Source organism: Streptomyces sp. col6, assembly GCF_008042035.1.
GTDB lineage: Bacteria > Actinomycetota > Actinomycetes > Streptomycetales > Streptomycetaceae > Streptomyces.
In genome coordinates this window covers 912279-932802 of sequence record NZ_RDBL01000029.1, presented here as the reverse complement: position 1 = coordinate 932802, position 20524 = coordinate 912279, and the positions used below count along the sequence as shown (strand labels likewise).

Sequence of the window (20524 nt, the reverse complement as noted above, 5' to 3'; positions counted from 1 at the left end):
GCCGACGGCGGCCGGCCGGTGGTGGGCTGCGTGCACCCCGTGGGGCTCGGGCTCAGCGGTCCGCGAGGCTGCCTGTCCGTTCGGCGAGGATGCGCTCGATGACGACGGCCACGCCGTCCTCGTTGTTGGTGACGGTACGGCCGGATGCGGCGGCCAGGGCGGCCGGGTGGGCGTTGCCCATCGCGTAGGAGGACCCGGCCCAGCTCAGCATGTCCACGTCGTTCGGCATGTCGCCGAAGGCGACCACCTCGGCGGCCGAGATGCCTCGCTCGGCGCAGCACAGTTCCAGGGTGCTGGCCTTGGAGACACCGGGCCCGCTGATCTCGATGAGCGCGGTGGGGCTCGACCGGGTGAAGGTGGCCCGCTCCCCTGCGGCGGCGCGCGCCATGGTCAGGAACTCGTCGGGGTCGAGCTCGCCGTGCCGGGCGAGGAGCTTCAGCACGGGCACGCCGTCGCCCGGCGCCTCCTCGTGCAGCAGCTTCTCCGCGACCGCCACCGTGGCCGCCGGATCGAGATAGAAGGGCGGGTAGGCGGGCTCGTAGTGGATGCCGGTGGCCAGTTCCACGGCGAAGGACGTGCCGGGTGCGGCGGCGCGCAGCGTGTGGACGACATCGAGGGCCGTCTCCCGCTCCAGACCCCGGATCTTCAGCAGGCGTCCGCCCGCGTGCAGATCGGCGACGGCCGCGCCGTTGGCGCAGATCGCCAGACCGTGGCCGTGAACGTGGTCGCTGACGACATCCATCCAGCGAGCGGGACGGCCGGTGACGAAGAAGACCTCGACCCCCGCTTCCTCGGCGGCGGCGAGCGCACGGACCGTGCGGTCCGAGACGGTCTTGTCGTCGCGCAGAAGGGTGCCGTCCAGATCCGTGGCGATCAGCCGGGGAGCGACAGGAGCGGACTGTTCGATAACGGTGGTCACCCGTACATTCTCGCGTACGAAGGCGCACGGGCGTGCGGAGGGGCGCACATTTGAGAGCACGCGCCCCTGACCTGGAAAACATTCCTCTGGCATATGAACAGTCGATGCGGTGCCGCTGGGACGGAATCGCAGCCGTCGAAACGGGTCCGCCCGCCCCGCCCCTGCCGCGCAGCCGATGCGGGACCTGCTCGGCCTCTCATAGGGTCGTTCCATGCGACTGAGCACTGTGATTCTGCCGATCCACCGCTGGCACGACGGCGGCGGCGAGCGTTGGCGGCGCGCCGAGGAACTGGGTTTCCACACCGCCTACACCTACGACCACCTCTCCTGGCGGGCCTTCCGGGACGGGCCGTGGTTCGGCGCGGTGCCCACGCTCACGGCTGCGGCGGCGGTCACCGAACGGCTCCGCCTCGGCACGCTCGTCACCTCGCCGAACTTCCGCCACCCGGTCACCCTGGCCAAGGAGCTGATCACGCTCGACGACATCTCGGGCGGGCGTCTCACGCTGGGCATCGGCGCGGGCGGCAACGGCTTCGACGCGACGACCCTGCTGCGCGGCGACGAGGCTCCGTGGACGCCGAAGCAGCGCGCCGACCGCTTCGGCGAGTTCGTCACCCTGCTGGATGCCCTGCTGTGCGAGCCGGCCGGGAAGTCGTACGAGGGCGAGTTCTACTCGGCCACCGAGGCGCGGAATCTGCCCGGCTGTGTGCAGCGCCCCCGCCTGCCCTTCGCCGTCGCTGCCACGGGTCCGCGCGGGCTGGCGCTCGCCGCGCGGCACGGTCAGGCGTGGGTGACGACGGGCGACCCGAAGCTGTACGAGGCGGGCAGTGCCGCGCAGTCGCTCGACGCCCTCGGCCGGCAGGTGGACGGGCTGGGCCGTGCCTGTGCGGAGGCCGGGCGGGACGTGGCGGAGCTCGACAAGGTCCTGCTCACCGGGTTCACCCCGGAGTTCAACCCGGTCCTCGCCGCGGGCGGTGGCCGGCCCTTCGACTCGGTCGACGCGTTCGTGGACTTCGCGGGCAGGCATGCGGAGCTGGGGTTCACCGAGATCGTCATCCACGCACCGGTGCCCGCCGAGGGGCCCGGGTTCGACGCCGCGGTGCCCGACGGGAAGCTGTTCGAGGAGATCGCGACGAGGGGCGCGGCGCAGCTGACCGCCGGGTGACAGCGGTCCGGGGTTCCCGCGTTCCGTGCCGGTCGTCCGGGGCCCGTGCGTCCGCGTGCCCCGCCTCAGCCCGGCAGGCGCAGGAACTCGGCGGGTACGGCGTCCGTGAGCCACACCCCGTTGGCGCTGACCCAGAACGTGTGGCCGGCCCGGTGCATGGCGCCCGCGTCCACGGACAGCACGACGGGACGGCCGCGCCGGGCCCCGACGCGGGTGGCGGTCTCGCGGTCGGGCGAGAGGTGAACGTGCGTGCGGTTCATCGGGTGCAGCCCCTCGGCACGGATCGCGTCCAGGGAGCGCCCCACCGTGCCGTGGTAGAGGTACGCGGGCGGCTCGGCCGGTGGCAGGCCCAGGTCCACGGCCACGGTGTGCCCCTGGCTTGCCCGGATGCGGTCATCCGCGACGGCGAAGCGCTGCTTGTCGTTGGCGGCGACCACATGGTCGAGCTCCGCCCTGCTGATCGGGAAGTGATGGCGGGCCGCCGCACGCAGCAGCTCGTCGATCGGCACCCATCCCTGGGCGTCGAGCGTGAGCCCGATCCGTTCGGGCTGATGCCGCAGGTGCTTGGAGAGGTACTTGGACACCTTGACGGTGCGTCTTTCGTCCATCCCTTCAGCGTGCTCGTGACACGCGCCTGGCGCATCCGCATTTCTTCGGGGCTTCACCGGAACGATTTTCGCGCAGAGGTTTGATCCACAGCCAACTTGACTTATCCACAGGCTGGTTGGCGATTCTGTGGACAAGTGGCTTACGAAATGGGTGTTTTGCCCAACTTGTCACTCCCTGCCCGTCGATGAAGCCAGCGCATCCAACGTCCTCTTGTTCACCTCACGTTGTGCGGCCGCCGCGACGAAGTCCCCCACCTGATCCCGGCCAACCAAGCTCTCCACCGCCTCGATTGTGGCGACCGGCAATGCGACGGACATCTCACGCGGTCCGGCGGAGCCAGGGGTGTAGGGCCCCTCCGCGGTGAGGTGCTCCTCCAGGTGACGCGTCGCGAACAGCCGCATGGCGCGGGCCAGTTCCGCATCGACGGTCTGCTGAGCGAGTGGGCGCAGCCGTCGCACCATCGATGCCGCGTCGGCGGCATCCGCATCAGTAGGGGGCCGATGGCCGAGCCACCGGGCGAAGACATGCTCGGTGGTGAACTCCAGGAACCGGCAGGCTATCTGTTCGACCTGGCCACGAACTTCCCTGAGCTGAGCGGCGATAGCGGACAGCGGCACGCCCGCGGCGAACAACTCCACTGCCACGGCAAGTTCCTGGGGGCTCGGGACGATGAACTCGTCCTCGTGGCCGGGAACGGGTTCGAGGACGCCCAGCTCCACGGCTTCGGCCACGGCGCGGTCATCGGCGATGCCCCCGAACTGTGCCATGAGTTGAGCGCGGCTGACGCGGTCGGCCCGCTCGTCGGTCCAGGGGCCGTGCACCTCGGCGACGAGCCCCAGCACCCCGCCGAGGCCGCGCCCCGCGTCCCACGCGTCGAGCAACTCCTTGATGCTGGCCAGGGTGTAGCCCCGGTCCAGCAGATCCGCGATCTGCCGGAGCCGGGCGAGATGGGTGACCCCGTACACATTGGCCCGCCCACGCCGTTCGGGGGCCGGCAGCAGGCCACGGTCCTGGTAGGCGCGGATCGTACGGACCGTGGCACCGCTGGCGTGCGCCAGGCCGTCGATCCGGTACTCGGCTCCACTCCGCCCGCCGGACGACACCACGGCGCCGTCCGCGGCGGATCCGCTGCCGCCGCCACCGGCCCGGCTCACAGCGGCGGCTTCAGCCGGGCGACGCCCCGCAGCACGCCGGGACCGACGCGGGACAGGAAGCGCACGGCATGGGACTCGGGCGTCACCGGTACGACGGCCTGGTTGCGGACGACCGCCCGGAGAATCGCGGCCGCGACCTTCTCCGGCGGGTAGTTCCGCACGCCGTAGAGCTTGCCGGCCCGCTTGCGCAGCCTCTGCTCCTCCGCGTCGTCCGTCCCCACGAACCGTGCGGTGGACGTGATGCCGGTGTTGACGAACCCGGGGCAGATCGCGCTGACCCCGATCGACTTCTCCGCGAGCTCGGCGCGCAGGCACTCGCTGAGCATCAGCACGGCGGCCTTCGACGTGCTGTACGCGGGCAGCGCGCGGGAAGGCTGAAAGGCAGCAGCCGAAGCGATGTTGACGATGTGGCCGCCCTGCCCGCGCTCCGCCATCTGCCGGCCGAAGAGCCGGCAGCCGTGGATGACCCCCCACAGGTTCACGTCGAGGACGTTCTTCCAGTCCTCGGAGGTGGTCTCCAGGAACGGACCGGACAGCCCGATGCCCGCGTTGTTGACCAGCACATCCACGATGCCGTACTCATCGGCCACACGGGCGGCGAGCTTCTCCATGGCCTGCTCGTCGCTCACGTCCACCGCCTCGCCCCATGCCGCCGGTGCTCCGGCCAGCCGGGCCGACTCGGCGGTCCGCTCGGCCCCCTCGGCGTCCCGGTCGACGGCCACCACCCGGGCGCCCGCCTCCGCGAAGGCCAGAGCCGTGGCCCGGCCTATGCCGCCCGCCGCCCCGGTCACCAGCACGAGCTGACCGGCGAACCGCTCCGCGTGGAGCCCCTGAGGGCTGACCTCCACCGGTGTGCCGGTCTGCCCGGCCGACTCGGTCGCGGCCGCGAACTCCCCGATCCAGGAGGCAAGCTGGTCCGGCCGGGTACGTGGCACCCAGTGCTTGGCCGGAAGCGCCCGACGCGTCAACTGGGGCACCCATGATTCGAGTTCGTCGTAGAGCCGCTCCGAGAGGAACACATCCCCGGTCGGCGTGATCAGCTGCACCGGCACGTGCGCGTAGGCGTCGTTGCGCGGCCTGCGCAGCCGGGGGCGCACGTTGTCCCGGTAGAGCCAGGCCCCGTGCGCCGCGTCGTTGGGCAGCGAGGATGTCGGGTAGTCGCCCGGGGGGACCTTCTCCAGCCGTTCCAGGATGGCCGGCCACCGCTTGCCGAGCGGCCCGCGCCAGGCCAGCTCCGGCAGGACCGGGGTGTGCAGCATGTACACGTACCAGGACTTGGCGCCCTGGCCGAGGAGCTGGCCGACCCGGCGCGGGGTGGGGCGGTTCATCCGCCGCTTGATCCAGTGGCCGAAGTGGTCCAGGGACGGGCCGGACATCGAGGTGAACGACGCGATGCGGCCCTCCGTACGGCTGACCGTCGCGAACTCCCAGGACTGGACCGAACCCCAGTCGTGCCCGACGACATGCACCGGGCGGTCCGGGCTCACCGCGTCGGCCACGGCCAGGAAGTCGTCGGTCAGCTTCTCCAGCGTGAAGCCGCCGCGCAGGGGCTTGGGCGCCGTCGAAGCGCCGTGCCCGCGCACGTCGTACAGCACGACATGCCACTCCTCGGCGAGCCGGACGGCGACCTGGGTCCAGACCTCCTTGCTGTCCGGATAGCCGTGCACGAGCACGATCGTCGGCCGCCCCACGTCACCCAGCTCGACCACGCACAGCTCGATGCCGCCCGTGGCCACCCGGCGCTCGCGCGCCCCCGGAAGGTCACGCAGACGCACGCCGCTCCCTCCGGACTCCCCGGTCTCCGAAGGCCGTTGCTTCTTTCCTCGTGACGCCATGCGACCGTCCGTCCCCTGCCGTGTGCGGTACGTGCTCGTAACGTGACACTGATGAATGTGACAATGACCGGCGGCTGCGTCAAGGGGTGTGCATGGCCTGTGGACAACTCTCCGTGCAGGCCGCGGCGGCTTTCGGCCGGTCCCGCGCGTAGTCCTCACTGAGGTCCCCTTACGGGTCCCCTACAACTCGAGTCTGACGCCGATCCAGCCGTCTGGTCTGACGACCGCTGTGGTCCGCGCCACTACCGTCGAACCTGTGAATGTCATTGCTGCCGAAGGCCTGAGCAAACGGTTCCCCCGGGTGACCGCGCTTGACCGGCTCTCCTTGGACATCGGCCCGGGTGTGACCGGGCTGGTGGGTGCCAACGGGGCCGGCAAGTCCACGTTGATCAAGATCCTGCTGGGGCTGTCGCCCGCGACGGAGGGCCGGGCCGCTGTGCTCGGGCTCGACGTCGCGACCAGCGGCGCCGCCATCCGCGAGCGGGTCGGCTACATGCCGGAGCACGACTGCTTGCCGCCCGACGTCTCGGCCACCGAGTTCGTCGTGCACATGGCGCGGATGTCCGGACTGCCGCCGACCGCCGCCCGCGAACGCACCGCCGACACCCTGCGCCACGTCGGCCTGTACGAGGAGCGCTACCGCCCCATCGGCGGCTACTCGACGGGCATGAAGCAGCGGGTGAAGCTGGCGCAGGCGCTGGTCCACGACCCCCAGCTGGTCCTGCTCGACGAGCCGACCAACGGGCTCGACCCGGTCGGACGCGACGAGATGCTCGGGCTGATCCGCCGGATCCACACCGACTTCGGCATCTCGGTCCTGGTCACCTCGCACCTGCTCGGCGAGCTGGAACGCACCTGCGACCACGTCGTCGTCATCGACGGCGGAACGCTGCTGCGCTCCAGCTCCACCAGTGACTTCACCCAGACCACCACGACCCTCGCGGTCGAGGTCACCGACAGCGACACCCACCCCGACGGGACGGGTGCCCTGCGCCGTTCCCTCACCGACGCGGGCGTCAAACTCGTCGGGCTCGACGGGCTGGACACCCAGGGCCTGCCCGGCGCCGGCCACATCCTGCTGATCGAGGCGACCGGCGAGGAGACGTACGACCTCGTACGCGACAGCGTCGCGGCCCTCGGACTCGGCCTCGTACGGATGGAACAGCGCCGCCACCACATCGCCGAGGTGTTCCGCAGCGACGAGGCGGCGCCGGCGCGGCCCGCGCCCGTACCGGACGGGATCGTGCAGCAGGCCGCGGCCGCACAGCAGACCGGAGCCGTACTGCAGAAGGGGAGCGGACGCGATGAGCACTGAGACCGGCGCCGCGACCGGGAGCGAGACCTCCCGGATCCACAACATCGGCTACCGTGCCTACGACGGCCCGAGGCTCGGGCGCGCCTACGCCCGCCGCTCGCTGTACTCGCAGACCCTGCGCGGCTCCTTCGGACTCGGCCGCTCGGCCAAGTCAAAGGTGCTGCCCATGCTGCTGTTCGGCGTGATGTGCCTGGTGGCGGCGATCATCGTGGCCGTCGCCATTGCCGCCCCGGGGACGACGAAACTCCCGATCAAGTACACGTCCTTCGCGATCTACCTGCAGGCCGTCATCGGCCTGTTCATCGCCGCGCAGGCGCCGCAAGCGGTCTCCAGGGACCTGCGGTTCAAGACCGTGCCGCTGTACTTCTCACGGCCGATCGAGCACGGCGATTACGTCCTCGCGAAGTTCGCCGCCATGGCCTCCGCCGTCTTCGTGCTCACCGGTGCGCCGGTGGTGATCCTCTACATCGGCGCGCTGCTGGGGAAGTTCGACTTCGCGGACCAGACCAAGTGGTTCGCCCAGGGGATGGTTTCCGTGCTGCTGCTGTCCGTGCTCTTCGCCGGCCTCGGCCTCGTGATGGCCGCGCTGACGCCCCGCCGCGGCTTCGGCGTCGCAGCGGTCATCGCACTGCTGACCATCACCTACGGCGCGGTCACCACCGTCCAGGGCATCGCCTGGTCGACCGGTTCGGAGGGAGCGGTGCCGTACCTCGGGCTGTTCTCCCCGATCACGCTGATCGACGGGGTGCAGACCGCGTTCCTCGGGGCGACCTCGGCCTTCCCCGGCGGGAACGGGCCCGGCGCCGGTATCGGCGTCGTCTACCTGCTCGTTGTTCTCGCGCTGATCGCCGGCTCGTACGCCGTGCTGATGCGCCGCTACCGGAGGGTCGGGCTGTGACCACCATCGAGATCGACCACACCTCCCGCTGGTTCGGCAATGTGGTCGCCGTCAACGACGTGAGCATGACCGTGGGTCCCGGGGTCACCGGTCTGCTCGGCCCCAACGGCGCCGGAAAGTCGACGCTGATCAACATGATGGCCGGATTCCTCGCCCCCTCGACGGGTACGGTCACGCTCGACGGGAAGCCGATCTGGCGCAACGAGGCGGTGTACCGGGAGATCGGCATCGTGCCGGAGCGGGAGGGTATGTACGACTTCCTGACCGGCCGCGAATTCGTGGTGGCCAATGCCGAACTGCACGGACTGGGCGACGCCGAGGCGGCTTCCGCACTCGCCACGGTCGAGATGGAGTACGCGCAGGACCGCAAGATCTCGACGTACAGCAAGGGCATGCGCCAGCGGGTGAAGATGGCGTCCGCGCTGGTCCACAACCCGTCCGTGCTGCTGCTCGACGAGCCGTTCAACGGGATGGACCCGCGCCAGCGGATGCAGCTGATGGACCTGCTGCGCCGGATGGGCGCGGAGGGCCGGACGGTCCTCTTCTCCTCGCACATCCTCGAAGAGGTCGAGCAACTCGCCTCGCACATCGAGGTGATCGTCGCGGGACGGCACGCGGCGTCGGGCGACTTCCGCCGTATCCGCCGGCTGATGACGGACCGCCCGCACCGCTATCTCGTACGGTCCAGCGACGACCGGGCCCTGGCGGCGGCGCTCATCGCCGACCCGTCGACGGCCGGGATCGAAGTCGACCTGAGCGAGAACGCTCTGCGTATCCAGGCGATCGATTTCGGCCGCTTCACCACACTGTTGCCCAAGGTCGCACGCGAGCAGGGCATTCGTCTTCTGACCGTTTCACCGTCCGACGAGTCCCTCGAATCGGTCTTTTCCTATCTCGTAGCGGCCTGAGGCCGACAAGGAGCTGTGACGTCATGTACGACCCCACAGTCGCCCGGCTCACCTACCGGGCGCTGCTCGGCCGGCGCCGGGCCGCCATCCTCTTCGTCCTGCCCGCGCTGCTGATCGTCATCGCGGTGGCGGTACGGATGTTCGCGGGGGCCGACGACCAGGTGGCCTCGGACGTGCTGGGCGGATTCGCCATCGCCACCATGGTGCCGCTGATCGGCGTGATCGCCGGTACGGGCGCCATCGGCCCGGAGATCGACGACGGATCGATCGTCTACCTGCTGGCCAAGCCGGTGAGCCGGCCGACGATCATCTTCACCAAGCTGATCGTCGCCATCGCGGTGACCATGGTGTTCTCGGCGGTGCCGACGCTGATCGCCGGACTGATCCTCAACGGCAACGGCCAGCAGATCGCGGTGGCGTACACGATCGCCGCCCTGGTCGCGTCGATCGCCTACAGCGCGCTGTTCCTGCTGCTGGGCACGGTCAGCCGGCACGCGGTGGTGCTGGGCCTCGTCTACGCGCTGGTGTGGGAGGCCCTGTTCGGCAGCCTGGTGCCGGGCGCGCGCACGCTCAGCGTGCAGCAGTGGTCGCTCGCGCTGGCCGAGAAGACCGGCGGCAACGGTGCGATCACCTCGGACGTGGGGCTGCCGCTCGCCACGGTCTTGCTGGCCGTGGTCACCGTGGCGGCGACCTGGTACGCGGGGCAGAAGCTGCGCACGCTGAAGCTCGCCGGCGAGGAGTGAGCGCCTGTCTTCCGATGTGAAAAGCCCTCGGCCCTTCGGTCGGGGGCTTTTCACACTTCGGACAGTCCTACGCGTAACTGTACGGTTATCGGTGCGTTGTTCACGGTGCGTGGAGGCAACTGGAATCCGTGGCGTCGTAGCGTTCGTCAATGAGCAGATGGCCGATGCGGCGAGGGAACACCCGCCGGTCGGTTCCTTGAGTGAGTGGCAACCGTGAGCGTCCTCCGCCCCTGAAGCCCGGGGAGAGGGCTGTCCATTCGCCCGTAGCTTTCACGAACGGAAGACAGCTCATGCCGACGGAAGTCGCCTTGCTCGAATCACACGCCCTGCGCGTCGAACAGATGGGGCGCGTCGACGCCCTGGACAAGGTGAAGTGCCTTGTCATGCTCCCGGACGGGATTCACCTTCGCACCGAGGATGTGGCTCGTTACTTCGAAGTATCCACAAGGGCGGTCAGGAGGCTGACCGACCGGCATCAGAGTGAGCTCGCGGAGAACGGCATGCGCGTGCTGCGAGGCTCTGAGCTGCGTGACTTCCATAGCGACATGCTGTCGCTATGGGGTGGCGAGGGTGCCGGAAGTTATCCACAGGCAGCCACTCAGCTCCGCCTCTACACCCGTCGGACCGTCCTCAACGTCGCCATGCTTCTTCGCGACAGCGACGTCGCGCGGTGCGTGCGTACGTATCTGCTCGACGCCGAACAGGACCTGCGCGCCGGGTACGCCTCGCTCGAATACCGCGTCACTCGGGTCGAAAGCCACCTGGCCGGTGTGGGCACCGCCCTCCAGGAGCTGGGCCCGGTCCTCAACCGGATGTCGCACCGGCTGGACAGCCTCGACCGCAGGCTGGAGGCGACCCACCAGGTCGTCGGCGCCATGAGCGTGCGGCTGAGCGGGGTGTCCGGGGACATCGACCGGCTCGACGGGCGCATGGACGCTCTCGCGCGCAATCTGAAGGAGCTGAACCGGCGCAACCAGCGCTGATCCGGCCCCGGCAGGCGTAGAAAAAGGCTCAGGGACCGAGGCGGCGCCCCGGTCCCTGAGCCGCGCAGAAGGAGCGGCGGCCTACGACTCCCGGAGCAGCCGCTCCAGGACCACCGCGATGCCGTCCTCGTCGTTGGACGTGGTCGTCTCCTGAGCGACGGCCTTCAGGTCGTCGTGCGCGTTGGCCATCGCCACACCGTGCCGGGCCCAGGCGAACATGGGGATGTCGTTGGGCATGTCGCCGAAGGCGATCGTGTCCGCCGCCTTCACGCCGAGCCGGCGCGCCGCCAGCGAGAGGCCGGTGGCCTTGCTCAGTCCCAGCGGAAGGATCTCCACGATCCCGGGGCCCGCCATGACCACGTCCACCAGATTCCCGACCGCCGCCCGCGCGGCCTTGGCCAGGGCGTCGTCGTCCAGCTCCGGGTGCTGTATGTACACCTTGTTCAGCGGGGCGGCCCACAGCTCGGCCGGGTCCCGGACGGGGACGGCCGGACGCGGGCCCTCCTTCACGTGGTAGCCGGGCCCGACCAGCACCTCGCCGTCGAGCCCGTCACGGCTGGCGGCCAGCGCCAGCGGACCGACCTCGGCCTCGACCTTGGAGAGGGCGAGCCCGGCGAGCTGCCGGTCCAGGGTGAGCGACGTCAGCAGCTTGCGCTCACCCGCGTGGTAGACCTGCGCGCCCTGTGCGCACACGGCGAGGCCCTCGTAACCGAGGTCCTCCAGGATGTGCCGGGTCCACGGGGCGGCCCGGCCGGTGACGACGATGTGCGCGGCACCGGCCGCGGCGGTGGCGGCCAGCGCCTCGCGCGTCCGTGCGGAGACGGTCTCGTCGTCGCGCAGCAGGGTGCCGTCGAGATCGGTGGCGACGAGCTTGTAGGGAAAGGTCATCGGACGACCGGCTCCAGGAGCTCGCGCCCGCCCAGGTAGGGGCGGAGCACCTCGGGCACCCGTACCGAACCGTCGGCCAGCTGGTGGTTCTCCAGGATCGCCACGATGGTGCGCGGGACGGCGCAGAGCGTGCCGTTCAGCGTGGCCAGGGGCTGCGTGATCTTCTTGCCGTCGCGGTGCTCGCGCATCCGGACCGAGAGCCTGCGCGCCTGGAACTCACCGCAGTTGGACGCCGACGTGAGCTCGCGGTACTTGCCCTGGGTCGGGATCCACGCCTCGCAGTCGTACTTCCTGGTGGCCGAGGCCCCCAGGTCCCCGCTGGCGACATCGATGACCTGGAAGGGCAGTTCGAGGCCGGTGAGCCACTGCTTCTCCCAGTCCAGCAGGCGCAGGTGCTCGGCCTCCGCGTCCGCCGGGTCGACGTACGAGAACATCTCGACCTTGGTGAACTGGTGGACCCGGAAGATGCCGCGGGTGTCCTTGCCGTACGTCCCCGCCTCACGGCGGTAGCAGGACGAGTAACCGGCATACCGCAGCGGCAGCTTGTCCGCGTCGATGATCTCGTCCATGTGGTACGCCGCGAGCGGTACCTCGGAGGTGCCGACCAGGTACTGGTCGTCCTTGTCCAGGTGGTAGACGTCCTCGGCGGCCTGGTCGAGGAATCCGGTGCCCTCCATGGCGCGCGGGCGGACCAGGGTCGGGGTCAGCATCGGGGTGAAGCCGGCCTCCGTGGCCTGGGCGATGGCCGCGTTGACGAGCGCGAGCTCCAGCAGTGCGCCGACGCCCGTCAGGTAGTAGAAGCGCGAACCGGACACCTTGGCGCCGCGCTCCATGTCGATCGCGCCCAGTGCCTCGCCGAGCTCCAGGTGGTCCTTGGGCTCGAATCCCTCGGCGCCGAAGTCGCGGATCGTGCCGTGCGTCTCCAGGACGACGAAGTCCTCCTCGCCGCCGACCGGCACGTCCGGGTGGACGAGGTTGCCGAGCCGCAGCAGCAGGTTGCTGGTCTCCGCGTCCGCCTCGTGCTGGGCCGCGTCCGCCGCCTTCATATCGGCCTTGAGCTGCTCGGCCCGGGTCAGGAGCCCGGCGCGCTCCTCGGGAGAGGCCTGGGCGACAAGTTTGCCGAGCGACTTCTGCTCGGAACGGAGCACGTCGAACGCGGCCCCGGACGACCTGCGCCGTTCGTCGGCGGAGAGCAGGGCGTCGACGAGTGCGACGTCCTCTCCCCGGTTGCGCTGGGAGGCGCGAAAACGGTCGGGGTTCTCACGAATCAGGCGAAGGTCAATCACCTCTCCAGGCTACCGGTGTCGGCTTCCCCCGCTTGAACGCATAGAGGTAAGCGTGGCGCTTTGCCCGAATTGCCGGTATTCGGCATTCTGGGTCGAGCGGGAGGCGGGGGTTCGGGCGTGCGCGAAGGAGCGGCGGCCTATTCCCCTAAAAGGTGCAGAAGGGGTGGCGAATCTTGACGCACCGACCTTGCGTGGCGGGGTAGTTGAGTGCCTCTTGTCCACAGGATGGGGTGCACTGTCAAAGTTATCCACAGGCTGTGGGGGAAGTCTGTGGACGTGGAGGAGATCATTCCGGGGGGTTGGTCAATGCATGCGGATTCACTGCTCAAACCCGCTTCACGCGCTCGTTCGAGTGGGAATTGCTAGCTCTAAAGAGTTGATCAATGGAATTGGGCTGACATCGGGCACTGTGAAGCCCTGTGGACCTGTCCGAGTGGGCTGCGTTGATTTGTCGACCATGTCGGATTGCGGTGTCGACTTGTCCCCAGGCGTCGACCCGCACCTGTGGATAACTTTCCGGTGAAGACAATCCTCTGATCCCACCGGTCGTGCGGGCAGGTGCCGGCACTGGCCCACCGGGTGCCCGGCGGCCGGACCCGGCTGTTGTCAGGCTCGCCCGTCCTGGTTGCGGGCCAGCCAGTCGGAAGCCTCGGTGAACGCGGCGTCGGACGTGCCCGCGCGCAGGGGGCGTACATCCGCCGGCGTCACACCGGCCCGCGGGTAGGAGCCGAGGAACCGCACATTCGGGCAGATGCGCTTGAGCCCCATCAACGCCTCGCCGACCCGCCGGTCGGAGATGTGGCCTTCGGCGTCCACCGCGAAGCAGTAGTTGCCGATGCCCGCCCCGGTCGGCCGCGACTGGATCAGCATCAGGTTCACCCCGCGCACCGCGAACTCCTGGAGCAGTTCGAGCAGAGCGCCGGGGTGGTCGTCGCCCAGCCAGATGACCACGGAGGTCTTGTCCGCGCCGGTCGGTGCCGCGGGCCGGGCCGGCCGGCCCACCAGCACGAAGCGGGTCTGTGCGTTCTCCGCGTCGTGGATCTCGGTCACCAGCGGTTCGAGCCCGTACGTGGCCGCCGCGAACTCCCCCGCGAAGGCCGCGTCGAAACGGCCCTCCTGCACGAGCCGCGCGCCGTCGGCGTTGGACGCCGCCGACTCCCACACCGCCTGCGGGAGATGGTCGGCCATCCAGTTGCGTACCTGCGGCTGAGCGGCGGGGTGAGCGGTGACGGTCTTGATGTCGGACAGCTTGGTGCCCGGCCGCACGAGCAGCGCGAAGGTGATGGAGAGCAGCACCTCGCGGTAGATCATCAACGGTTCGCCGCTGGTCAGCTGGTCGAGCGTGGTGGTGATGCCGCCCTCGACGGAGTTCTCGATCGGTACGAGCGCCGCGGCGGCCGTACCGCTGCGTACCGCGTCCAGAGCTGCCGGCACGGAGACCATCGGAACGAGTTCGCGGGTGGCGGCTTCCGGAAGCGTACGGAGGGCGACCTCGGTGAAGGTGCCCTCGGGGCCGAGATAGGCGTAGCGCGTGGCGGACATACCGTCACCCTAATGCGCGGTGACGGCTCAGGACTCCAGAAGCCGCTGGCCCACGTACTCCCCGTCCGACGCACCGCCCGGCACCGCGAACAGGCCGCTCGACTCGTGGCGCAGGAAGGGGGAGAGGGCGTCCCCCCGGTCGAGCTTCCGCTGCACCGGGACGAATCCGCGCAACGGGTCGGCCTGCCAGCAGATGAACAGCAGCCCGGCGTCCGGGGTGCCGTCCGAGGAGATGCCGTCGTGGTACGAGAACGGCCGGCGCAGCATCGCCGCACCGCTGTTGCGCTCGGGGGAGGAGATCCGGGCATGCGCGTTGTCCGGGATCAGCAGCTTGCCGTCCGGGCCCGCCTTGTCGAGGTCCATCGCGGTCGTCTCGGTGCCGCCGCTGAGCGGGGCGCCGTCCGCCTTGCGCCGGCCGATGACCCGTTCCTGCCGCTCGACCGGAAGCTTCTCCCAGTCGTCGAGCAACATCCTGATCCGCCGGACCACCGCGTAGGAGCCGCCCGCGAGCCAGTCGTACGCCGCGTCCTGGCCACCGGGGACGAACACGCGCTTGTCGAAGTCGCCGTCCGTGGGCTTCGGGTTGCCGGTGCCGTCGATCTGGCCCATCAGGTTGCGGGCCGTCATCGGTTTCGCGGTGGCGCCGGGGGTGCGGTTGAAGCCGTTCATCTGCCAGCGCACGGTCGCCGTCGAGGCGGCCTCCTTCTGTACGGCGCGCAGAGCGTGGAAGGCGACCAGTGCGTCGTCGGCGCCGATCTGGACCCAGAGGTCACCGTTGGACCGGCCGGCGTCGAGATGGTCGGAGGAGAACGGAGGGAGGGGGTCGAGCCCCGGCGGCCGGTGCGCGACGAGGCCCGTCCGTTCGAAGAAGGTGGCGCCGAAGCCGAAGGTGACGGTCAGCGAGGACGGGCCGGCGTCCAGCGCGACACCCGTGTCATGTCCGGGGCCGTCCGCCGCACCGCCGGTGGGTTCACCGGCCATCAGCCGCTGGGCCACAGCGGACCAGCGGCGCATCAGGGCGGCGGCCTGCTTGCGCCCGGCACTGGGGGCGAGGTCGAAGGCGATGAGATGGCCGCGGGCCTGAAGCGGAGTGGTGATCCCCGGTTGATGTTTCCCGTGAAACATCACCTCGGTGGAGCCGACCGCGGTCAGCGCGGTCGGTGCCTCGTCGCGGGTCATGGCATAGCCGGTGGCGCCTCCGGCCGCCCCGAGCACCAGTCCCGTCGCCCCGGCCGCCCCGGCGGTGCCGAGCAGCCGCCGCCGGGACACGGCCCGGTCCTTGCTGTTGTCGCTGCTTGCGCTGTTTCCGCTCACGGTCCTGCTCAGCCGATCTTCACGTTCTTGTCGACCGTCGTCTGGTCGATGTCCGAAGTCCGCACCGTCACCGCGACCTCCCAGTCGCCCGCGATCGGGAGCTGGAGTCCCGTGGCGGTCCAGTGCCCCTCGGTCAGCCGGACCGGGACGGCAGGCAGTGGGCCGATGTCCTTGGACTTGAGTGTGAAGGAGAGCTTCACCTCGGGGACGTCCATGGGCTTCTTGCCGGGGTCCTCGATCCACAGGTGGATCACGTTGGCCCCGGTGTGTCCCGGGTCGATGTCCATCCGTACCGTGCCCTTGCCGTTCTCGCCGCCCGTGTCGAAGGGCAGGGCGAGTGTGACGGGTCCGCTCTCCACGGGTCCGGCCGCCGCCGCCGACGAGCGTGCCGCCTCCTCCTGCGTACGGCCCGGCTCGGTCGACGTGAGGATCGTGGTCACCGCAAGGAGGGCCACCGCGACGCCGACCTCGGCCAGCACGGAGCGGCGCAGTCCCGAACGTCCGGGGTCGGCGTCGCGTATCCGCTTCTTCTCGGCGGTGGCCACGGCGGCCCGCTGCCGGGCGAGCTGGGCGGCGCGGGCGGGATCCTCGGAAGCCTCCGCCTCGGTCCGGCCGGCGATGACCGCCTCGGCCGCGACCGCCTCGGCCTCCTCCGTGCCCGGGGCATCGGCCTCCGCCTCGTCCGTGCCGTTGCCCGCAGCGAGCCGCCCCGTCCACCGGCGCGACACGGACGCGATGCCCACCAGGACGGCGACGAGCCCCACCTTGACGAGCAGCAGCTGCCCGTAACCCGTATCCGTCAGCGCCGACCACGTACCGACCTGCCGCCACGACTGGTAGACCCCGGTCGCGACGAGGACCAGCACACTGACGAACGCGATCGTGGAGAACCGGCGTACGGCGGCCGAGGTCAGGTCGGGCGTGCGGTACAGCGCGGTCAGCAGGGCCACCAGACCGCCCAGCCAGGCGGCCACGGCCAGCAGGTGGAGCACGTCGACGGGCATGGCGATGCCGGGCTGGATGCCGGTCGACGCGTGCTCGGCCAGGGCCCAGGTGCCGGCGATACCGGCGGCGATGACCGCGCCGCCGATGGCGAGGCCGAAGGTGAGGTCCTTCTTCTCGCGCGGGTCCTCGCGCTTGGCGTACGTGCCGAACAGCACCGCGACGAACAGCGCGCTCGCGCCGAGCAGCAGGAGCCGTGAGACCAGCGCGGCGCCGGGCTTGGTGTCGAGGACCGCCTTCAGACCGTCGAGGTCGAGGACGTCCCCGAGCTTCCCGGAACCGGTGTACGAGCTGCGCAGGAGCAGCATCGCAAGCGTCGCCGCGGTGAGCGTCATCCAGCCACGTACGACCAGACGCTGCAGCGGACGCGCGCCCGCACCGCGCTGCCAGCAGGCCAGGACGAACGCGGCGCCGCCCGCGAGCACGATGAACCCGGCGTACGCGGCGTAGCGCGCGATGTCGTAGAGCGTGCCGACCAGGCCGCCCCCGGCCTCGTTGTCCGGGAGGGCGACGGTGGTCTCGGAGGGCGCCCCGATGGAGAAGGTGAAGGCACCGGAGACCGGATGACTGTCGGCGGAGACGGCCTGCCAGGCCACGGTGTACGTGCCGTCGGGCAGGCTGCCGCGCAGGGCGACGCCGTACTTCACGGTGGAGCCGCTGTGCAGGTCGCGCGGGGCGGCCTCGGTGTCGGCGCGCTTGCCCGACGGGTCGAGGACACGGATGGAGTCCTTGCCGAGGGCGACCTGCTCGGAGAAGGTGAGGGTGACCTCCTTGGGCGCGGTGGCGACCACCGCCCCGTCCTGCGGATCGCTCCCGGTGAGTGCGGCATGGGCCGACGCGGGGCTCGCGACGGCCAGCAGCAGACCGAACACGGCGCCGAGCAGCGCGGTGAGGAGTCCGGCCGCGGTGAGCGGCCGTCGCGGGGCGGACGGGGACGGCCCGAAGGGCGGGGCGGTGGCTGTCATGTCTGTCAGTCCCTCACTGCTTCTTCGGGTTGTGGGTGGTCTCCTTCACGGGAAGGTCGACCTTGACGGCGCCGGCCTTCTCGAAGTGCAGTTCCACGGACACCTTCTGGCCCTGCTTGGGCTGCCGCTTGAGCTTCATGAACATGATGTGGCTGCCGCCGCGTTCGAGGTCCAGCTCGCCGCCCGCGGGCACGTCGAAGGACGTCACCTCGCGCATGACCTGGTCCTTCGTCTCGTGGATCGTGACGTCGTCCGACAGCGGGCTGGTGACCGAGGTGAGGCGGTCGTCCCCGGTGCCGTTGTTCTGCACGACGAGGAAGCCGGCCGCCATGTCGTTGACGGGCTGCGGCATGAACCCGCCGATGACCTTCAGCTCGGGCACGTCCGACGAGGACGAACACCCCGCCAGCGCCAGGCCCGTGGTCAGGGCCAGGACACCGGCGAGGGCCGTGCGGTGGTTCACGGGTTCTTCCCCTCGACGATCTTGGGGAGGTCCTTGGTGTAGTCGTCGGGCGTTGTGTCCTCGCTGTACAGCACGTATCCCTTGTCGGTCCTCGGGGAGAACGCGATGACCTGCGAGCCGTGCATGGAGACGACCGTGCCGTCCTTCTCCTTCTTCGGCGCGTCGATGCCGATGCCGATCTGCCGGGCGCCGGCCTGGATGGCCGGGAAGTCGCCGGTGAGGCCGATGAAGGAGGGGTCCTGCGCCTTGAGCCAGCTGCCGAGGGAGGCGGGGGTGTCGCGTTCCGGGTCGGTGGTGACGAAGACGACCCGGAGCTTGTCCTGGTCGGCCTTGGGCAGGGACTTCTTGGCGACGGCGATGTTGCTCATGATGAGCGGGCAGACGTCGGGGCAGTTGGTGTAGCCGAAGTAGATGAGCGTCGGCCTGCCCTCGGTCTCCTTGCGCAGGTCGTACTTCTTGCCGTGCGTGTCGGTAAGGACGAGGTCCGGCTTGGTGAACGGCTGGTCGAGCACCGTCGCGGCCTGCGTCTTCGTCTGCATCGACACATCGGCGATGGGCTTCTTGCTGTCGTTGTCGCTGCCGCCGCAGGCGGACAGGGTGAGGGCGGCCGCGACGACGAGCGCCGCGGCCGGCACGATCTTCTTAACCATGGAGCACTTTTCCTGATGGGTCGGTGGAGCAGATGGGGGCCAGGAGATCCCTGGCCCCCGTGGGCCGGTCAGGTCGTACGACGGCGCCCGGCCAGGACACCGAAGGCCACGCCGGCGACACCGATGACGATGCCGACGATGCCGAGCACCCGGGCGGTGCCGTCCTGGGAGGACGACGAAGCGGCGGTGGTCTTCTCGTCCTCGTGGGAGGAACCGGAGGACTTCGAGGCGTCCGAGCCGGCCGCGGCGGTGGCGCCGTGCGCGTCGTCGGAAGGTGCCGTCAGCTTGAGCACGGGAGCCGGGGTCTCGGGCTCGTCCGCGCCTTCCTTCGGCTCCTCGATCCAGCGGACGACCTCCTTGTTGGAGTACGTCTGGATGGCCTTGAACACCAGCTGGTCGGCGTCCTCGGGGAGCTGGCCGACGGAGAGCGGGAACTGCTGGAAGCGGCCTGGCTCGATCTTGCCTCCGGTCCAGGTGACCTTGGAGACGGCCTCGTTGATCGTCTTGCCGTGCATCTCCAGCGGCTTGGCCAGCTTGCTCGTCGTCACCTCGATGTCCCAGCCGGGCACCGGCTGCGGCATGACGGACGCCAGCGGGTGGTCGGTCGGGAAGCTGACCTCCAGCTTGGTCGTCGAGGCGTTGTCACGCTCGTTGGGGACCTTGAAGTTGATGACGGCGTAGCCGCCCTTGGCGGCCTCGCCCTGCGGCTGGACGCTGACGTGGGCCGAGGCCGTACCGGCGAGCAGCAGCACGGTGGACGCGGCGACGCCGCCGGCGAGGGCGATGCGGGAAACGTTCATGACAGGGATCACTCCACAGAGGCACGAAGGAAGGTGCTCCGGCGCACGGGTGCGCACCGGCATCGCGACGCCTCTTCCGTACGAGCGGAATGCGCGCCGGGCCCGTGTCCGCACCGAAGGGTGCGGGGACCGGTACGCATCGCGTGGAGGGCGTCGCGTCAGGCTGCGAGAGCGAGTGCGGAGGGAGGTCCGCGCCTGATCACCATGTGCTGCAACGGATCCCCGGTGACCGGGCGCGGTGCGTCCACGGCCGTACGAGGGGTGCGCGGCCCGGCCGCGGGCTCGGCGCCCAGGCCCGCGCGCAGGGCGGAGACGAGACGGAACGCGTCCCGCAGCGCCCGGAGCCTCGCCCCGGCCGCGACCTGCTGGGCACCGTGCGCCGACAGCCGGGCGAGGCGGAAGAGGGCGACCTCGCCGCGTCGAAGCAGCCAGCCGGTGGCCAGGGCGGCCAGCAGATGCCCGAGCAGCATGGGCAGGCTGGGCAGCGTGCCGGAGAGGCCGTCCATGCCGCCGGCCGGGGCAGCGACCAGGTGCTGGTGCGCCTGGGCGGTCACCGCCGCGGGGTCGATGCCCGCGGTGCTGACGATGTGCCGCGCGTCGGTGGCGTTCAGCTGATGGGGTCCGGCGCCGCAGACGAGGCTCGCCGCGAACCGGATCAGCGCGTCCTCGCCGCCCGTGGCCCCGGAGGCCGTCGTATGCGTGCCCACCCCGAACACGGTGTGCAGGGCGAGCTGTCCGCCGGCCAGGGCAGCGGCGATGGAGGGCAGGGAGCGTTCGCGCCCCGCGAGGGGGACGGCCACCGCGAGGACACCGGTGAACGCGGCGAGCAAGGTCCACCAGGGGACGGTCGCGCAGGCGGCCAGCGCGTGCCCGGCCGCGGACAACGCGACGCAGACCGCGGCGAACACCGCGGCCCTCAGTAGCCGCAGACCGGCTCCGGCGCGTCCCACAGACACAGACATGGCGGGCCCATCATCGCACCCGGCCCCCCGCCCCCGTACGGCAGGTCCGGAAGGTCGTCTTCCGTGCGGATTGGGTGTGACCAGGGCTGTTGGGGCGGGTTCAGGAGGGGCCCGGGTGGGAAG

The 20524-nt window shown here is 70.3% G+C and carries 19 protein-coding genes; 6 read left to right on the top strand and 13 right to left on the bottom strand.

Translation table 11 applies throughout. The features are described 5' to 3' along the window. Positions 1–52: 52 nt before the first annotated feature. A complete protein-coding gene (locus EAO73_RS33415) occupies positions 53–919 on the bottom strand; it encodes a Cof-type HAD-IIB family hydrolase (RefSeq protein ID WP_147975202.1) in 867 nt (288 codons plus the stop codon). 211 nt (positions 920–1130) lie between these two features. Here EAO73_RS33415 and EAO73_RS33410 point away from each other — a divergent pair, with 211 nt between their 5' ends. After that, positions 1131–2084 (top strand): LLM class flavin-dependent oxidoreductase, encoded by a 954-nt coding sequence (locus tag EAO73_RS33410; protein WP_147975201.1) that lies wholly within the window; start codon positions 1131–1133, stop codon positions 2082–2084. A gap of 65 nt (positions 2085–2149) precedes the next feature. Here the strand turns inward: EAO73_RS33410 and EAO73_RS33405 are convergent, their stop codons facing one another. The 3 genes from EAO73_RS33405 to EAO73_RS33390 all read right to left on the bottom strand — a co-directional run bounded on the left by EAO73_RS33405 (position 2150) and on the right by EAO73_RS33390 (position 5616). Then, positions 2150–2692, bottom strand: coding sequence for an RNA 2'-phosphotransferase (locus EAO73_RS33405; protein ID WP_147975200.1), 543 nt, complete (start codon positions 2690–2692; stop codon positions 2150–2152). A 168-nt stretch (positions 2693–2860) separates the two neighbouring features. Beyond that, positions 2861–3796 (bottom strand): MerR family transcriptional regulator, encoded by a 936-nt coding sequence (locus tag EAO73_RS33395; protein WP_412075905.1) that lies wholly within the window; start codon positions 3794–3796, stop codon positions 2861–2863. Between the two features lie 47 nt (positions 3797–3843). Beyond that, positions 3844–5616 (bottom strand): SDR family oxidoreductase, encoded by a 1773-nt coding sequence (locus EAO73_RS33390; RefSeq protein WP_412075903.1) that lies wholly within the window; start codon positions 5614–5616, stop codon positions 3844–3846. A gap of 367 nt (positions 5617–5983) precedes the next feature. On the opposite strand from EAO73_RS33390, the gene EAO73_RS33385 reads away from it, so the two are divergent. The 5 genes from EAO73_RS33385 to EAO73_RS33365 all read left to right on the top strand — a co-directional run bounded on the left by EAO73_RS33385 (position 5984) and on the right by EAO73_RS33365 (position 10529). Continuing rightward, complete coding sequence (locus EAO73_RS33385) at positions 5984–6997, top strand: ABC transporter ATP-binding protein (RefSeq protein WP_147975197.1); 1014 nt, start codon at positions 5984–5986, stop codon at positions 6995–6997. Further along, on the top strand, positions 6987–7895 hold the full coding sequence (locus tag EAO73_RS33380) for an ABC transporter permease (RefSeq protein WP_147975196.1): 909 nt from the start codon (positions 6987–6989) through the stop codon (positions 7893–7895). Before EAO73_RS33385 ends, EAO73_RS33380 begins: the two co-directional genes overlap by 11 nt. Continuing rightward, complete coding sequence (locus EAO73_RS33375) at positions 7892–8803, top strand: ABC transporter ATP-binding protein (protein WP_147975195.1); 912 nt, start codon at positions 7892–7894, stop codon at positions 8801–8803. Before EAO73_RS33380 ends, EAO73_RS33375 begins: the two co-directional genes overlap by 4 nt. Before the next feature lie 23 nt (positions 8804–8826). Continuing rightward, positions 8827–9546 carry an ABC transporter permease gene (locus EAO73_RS33370; RefSeq protein ID WP_147975194.1) on the top strand — a complete coding sequence of 240 codons (720 nt, stop codon included), beginning with the start codon at positions 8827–8829 and terminating at the stop codon, positions 9544–9546. A gap of 290 nt (positions 9547–9836) precedes the next feature. Then, the gene (locus EAO73_RS33365) at positions 9837–10529 is read left to right on the top strand and encodes a hypothetical protein (RefSeq protein WP_147975193.1); all 693 of its coding nucleotides are present in this window, start codon (positions 9837–9839) and stop codon (positions 10527–10529) included. An 81-nt stretch (positions 10530–10610) separates the two neighbouring features. On the opposite strand, the gene EAO73_RS33360 is transcribed toward EAO73_RS33365, so the two are convergent. The 9 genes from EAO73_RS33360 to EAO73_RS33320 form a co-directional block, all read right to left on the bottom strand. Next, entirely contained in the window at positions 10611–11417 is an 807-nt protein-coding gene (locus EAO73_RS33360; protein WP_147975192.1) for an HAD family hydrolase, read from the bottom strand. After that, on the bottom strand, positions 11414–12703 hold the full coding sequence (gene serS / locus EAO73_RS33355) for a serine--tRNA ligase (RefSeq protein ID WP_147975191.1): 1290 nt from the start codon (positions 12701–12703) through the stop codon (positions 11414–11416). Before serS ends, EAO73_RS33360 begins: the two co-directional genes overlap by 4 nt. 606 nt (positions 12704–13309) lie before the next feature. Continuing rightward, positions 13310–14245 carry a prephenate dehydratase gene (pheA, locus tag EAO73_RS33350; protein WP_147975190.1) on the bottom strand — a complete coding sequence of 312 codons (936 nt, stop codon included), beginning with the start codon at positions 14243–14245 and terminating at the stop codon, positions 13310–13312. 27 nt (positions 14246–14272) lie between these two features. Beyond that, positions 14273–15559, bottom strand: coding sequence for an iron uptake transporter deferrochelatase/peroxidase subunit (efeB, locus tag EAO73_RS33345; RefSeq protein ID WP_147975189.1), 1287 nt, complete (start codon positions 15557–15559; stop codon positions 14273–14275). Between the two features lie 8 nt (positions 15560–15567). After that, positions 15568–17526 (bottom strand): copper resistance CopC/CopD family protein, encoded by a 1959-nt coding sequence (locus EAO73_RS33340; RefSeq protein ID WP_147975188.1) that lies wholly within the window; start codon positions 17524–17526, stop codon positions 15568–15570. 13 nt (positions 17527–17539) lie between these two features. After that, the gene (locus EAO73_RS33335) at positions 17540–17989 is read right to left on the bottom strand and encodes a copper chaperone PCu(A)C (RefSeq protein WP_147975187.1); all 450 of its coding nucleotides are present in this window, start codon (positions 17987–17989) and stop codon (positions 17540–17542) included. Then, positions 17986–18639, bottom strand: coding sequence for an SCO family protein (locus EAO73_RS33330; RefSeq protein ID WP_147975186.1), 654 nt, complete (start codon positions 18637–18639; stop codon positions 17986–17988). The genes EAO73_RS33335 and EAO73_RS33330 overlap by 4 nt, the downstream gene beginning before the upstream one ends. Positions 18640–18707: 68 nt before the next feature. Then, entirely contained in the window at positions 18708–19439 is a 732-nt protein-coding gene (locus tag EAO73_RS33325) for a YcnI family protein (protein ID WP_147975185.1), read from the bottom strand. Positions 19440–19597: 158 nt separating this feature from the next. Next, complete coding sequence (locus EAO73_RS33320; RefSeq protein ID WP_191134310.1) at positions 19598–20401, bottom strand: hypothetical protein; 804 nt, start codon at positions 20399–20401, stop codon at positions 19598–19600. Positions 20402–20524: the final 123 nt, after the last annotated feature.

What these genes read in the sequence shown, in the direction of transcription:
- EAO73_RS33360 (WP_147975192.1), bottom strand. Translation starts at nt 11,417, where the DNA reads ATGACCTTTCCCTACAAGCTCGTCGCCACCGATCTCGACGGCACCCTG.
- EAO73_RS33320 (WP_191134310.1), bottom strand. Translation starts at nt 20,401, where the DNA reads ATGTCTGTGTCTGTGGGACGCGCCGGAGCCGGTCTGCGGCTACTGAGG.
- EAO73_RS33410 (WP_147975201.1), top strand. Translation starts at nt 1,131, where the DNA reads ATGCGACTGAGCACTGTGATTCTGCCGATCCACCGCTGGCACGACGGC.
- pheA (WP_147975190.1), bottom strand. Translation starts at nt 14,245, where the DNA reads ATGTCCGCCACGCGCTACGCCTATCTCGGCCCCGAGGGCACCTTCACC.
- EAO73_RS33365 (WP_147975193.1), top strand. Translation starts at nt 9,837, where the DNA reads ATGCCGACGGAAGTCGCCTTGCTCGAATCACACGCCCTGCGCGTCGAA.
- EAO73_RS33405 (WP_147975200.1), bottom strand. Translation starts at nt 2,692, where the DNA reads ATGGACGAAAGACGCACCGTCAAGGTGTCCAAGTACCTCTCCAAGCAC.
- EAO73_RS33325 (WP_147975185.1), bottom strand. Translation starts at nt 19,439, where the DNA reads ATGAACGTTTCCCGCATCGCCCTCGCCGGCGGCGTCGCCGCGTCCACC.
- EAO73_RS33340 (WP_147975188.1), bottom strand. Translation starts at nt 17,526, where the DNA reads ATGACAGCCACCGCCCCGCCCTTCGGGCCGTCCCCGTCCGCCCCGCGA.
- EAO73_RS33380 (WP_147975196.1), top strand. Translation starts at nt 6,987, where the DNA reads ATGAGCACTGAGACCGGCGCCGCGACCGGGAGCGAGACCTCCCGGATC.
- EAO73_RS33370 (WP_147975194.1), top strand. Translation starts at nt 8,827, where the DNA reads ATGTACGACCCCACAGTCGCCCGGCTCACCTACCGGGCGCTGCTCGGC.
- EAO73_RS33330 (WP_147975186.1), bottom strand. Translation starts at nt 18,639, where the DNA reads ATGGTTAAGAAGATCGTGCCGGCCGCGGCGCTCGTCGTCGCGGCCGCC.